The sequence below is a fragment of the Streptomyces sparsus genome (genome assembly GCF_054776295.1).
Genome location: NZ_BAAHCA010000779.1, coordinates 1 through 2377 on the forward strand (window position 1 = coordinate 1; position 2377 = coordinate 2377).

Consider the following 2377-nt stretch of genomic DNA (forward strand, 5'->3'; position numbering starts at 1 on the left):
GAGGAGGCCGAGCCGCCGACCGGTGACGCCGGGGCCGCGGAGGACGGGCCCGCGTCGCAGTCCCCGTTGCCGACCGCCGGCGCCCCCGTGTCGCCGCCCGGGGCCCGCAAGGCACTGGACGTGGTGTCGCTGCTGCGGTCCGACCCGGCGGTCGGCGACATGGTGCGACAGGACCTCCACCCCTGCAACGCCGAGTCGTGGCCGGTGGACGTCGCGTACGGCCGGCTGACCGGCGGATCCGCGGCCGACCTCGTGATCAACGTGTACACCTGCGGCGACGGCAAGGGCGTGGGCAGCTACGTCTTCCGGCAGGGCAGCCGCGGCGCGTGGGTGAACGTGTTCGCCGACGAGGAACCGGCCGTGTACGCCGAGATCGACAACGGCTCACTCCGCGTCTACCAGGAGATCTTCCTCAAGGACGACCCCCTGTGCTGCCCGTCCGGGGAGGACGTGGTGACCTACGTGTGGCGGGACGGGGGCTTCGCCGAACTGGACCGCACCTACCAGGAGTACCCGGACGAGCCGTCCCGGGCTCCGTCCCCGTCCGAGTCCTCGGACGCCGTCAGGAAGGAGTGAGCGCCGCGGTGGCCGACACCCACGTGCTGTTCGTGGAGGACGACGACGTCATCCGGGAGGCACTGCAACTGACCCTGGAGCGGGACGGCTTCCGGGTGACGGCGGTGGCCGACGGCCTGGCGGGCCTGGAGTCCTTCCGCGCCGACCGGCCGGACGTGGCGCTGCTGGACGTCATGGTGCCCGGCCTGGACGGGGTGAGCCTGTGCCGGCGCATCCGCGACGAGTCGACCGTGCCGGTCATCATGCTGTCGGCCCGGGCGGACAGCATCGACGTGGTGCTGGGCCTGGAGGCCGGTGCCGACGACTACGTGACGAAGCCGTTCGACGGCGCGGTGCTGGTGGCCCGCATCCGGGCCGTGCTGCGTCGCTTCACCCACTCCCGGGCGCCCGGACCGGACGGCCCGCCGACGGCGGAGGCGCCGCTCAGCCGGGTGCCGGACGCGGTGCTGGTCTTCGGTGACCTGGAGGTCGACACCGAGGGCATGGAGGTCAGGCGGGACGGCGAGCCGGTGCCGCTGACGCCGACCGAGATGCGCCTGCTGCTGGAGTTCTCCACCGCGCCCGGCGCGGTGCTCTCCCGGGACCGGCTGCTGGAGCGGGTGTGGGACTACGGCTGGGGCGGCGACACCCGGGTCGTGGACGTGCACGTGCAGCGGCTGCGGGCGAAGATCGGGCAGAACCGGATCGAGACGGTCCGGGGCTTCGGCTACAAACTGAAGGGCTGACGTGGCCGCACCACGGCTCCCGTTCCCGCTGCGGGTGGGACTGCGCTGGAAGCTGAGCGCCGCCATCGCCGCGGTCAGCGCGCTCGTCGCGCTGGTGCTCAGCCTGATCGTGCACAACGCCGCCCGGGTCTCGATGATCAGCAACAGCCGGGACGTGCAGGACGAGCGCATCCAGTCCGCGCAGCGCATCTACGAGTCGAACGAGCGGCTCGCGTTCGGTGCGACGCTGGACGACCCGAACCTGCCGGAACCGCTGCTGGAGGCCGTGGAGCGCGGCGAGCGCGCCACCTACGTCAGTGAGAACGGCTCGGCCGCCCCGGACGTGTGGGCGGCGACGCCGCTCCCGGACGGCGGGGTGCTGTCGCTGCACACCCGCTTCACCGACCGCTACTCGGTCCTGGACGACCTGGACCGCACGCTGATCATCGGCTCGCTGACGGTGGTGCTGGGCAGTACGGCGCTCGGTGTGCTGATCGGCGGCCGGCTGTCCGGGCGGCTGCGCAAGGCGGCGACCGCCGCCGGGCGGGTCGCCGAGGGTGACGCCGAGGTGCGGGTCCGGGAGGCGATCGGCGGCCGGGCGCAGGACGAAGCCGACGACCTGGCCCACGACCTCGACGCCATGGCCGACGCGCTCCAGGCCCGGCTGGAGGCGGAACGCCGCGTCACCGCCGACATCGCCCACGAGCTGCGCACCCCGGTGACCGGGCTGCTCACCGCCGCCGAGCTGCTGCCCGAGGGCCGGCCGTCGGAGATGGTCAGGGACCGGGCGCAGGTGCTGCGGGTCCTGGTGGAGGACGTTCTGGAGGTGGCCCGGCTGGACGGCGCCGCCGAGCGGGCGGAACTCCAGGACGTGGCGCTGGGCGAGTTCGTGAGCCGCCGGGTGCGGGACTTCGACCCGGAGGTGCGGGTGGACGTCGAGCGGGACGCCGTGGTCACCACCGACCCGCGCCGGCTGGAGCGGGTGCTGGGCAACCGGCTGGCCATCGCCGCCCGGCACGGTGTGCCGCCGGTGCGGGTGACGGTGGACGACCGCCTGCTGCGGGTGCGCGACCACGGCCCCGGCTTTCCGGCGACGC

Annotated in this window: 3 protein-coding genes; all 3 read left to right on the forward strand. The window is 73.9% G+C overall.

All coding sequences use genetic code 11. The features are described 5' to 3' along the window. A partial coding sequence (locus tag ACYVE9_RS23275) for a hypothetical protein (RefSeq protein WP_461029851.1) occupies positions 1-576 on the forward strand: 576 nt, incomplete at its 5' end. Positions 577-584: 8 nt separating this feature from the next. After that, on the forward strand, positions 585-1301 hold the full coding sequence (cseB, locus tag ACYVE9_RS23280) for a two-component system response regulator CseB (protein WP_461029852.1): 717 nt from the start codon (positions 585-587) through the stop codon (positions 1299-1301). Position 1302: 1 nt separating this feature from the next. Beyond that, positions 1303-2377: histidine kinase dimerization/phospho-acceptor domain-containing protein (locus tag ACYVE9_RS23285; RefSeq protein WP_461029853.1), on the forward strand; the 1075-nt coding region annotated here is incomplete at its 3' end.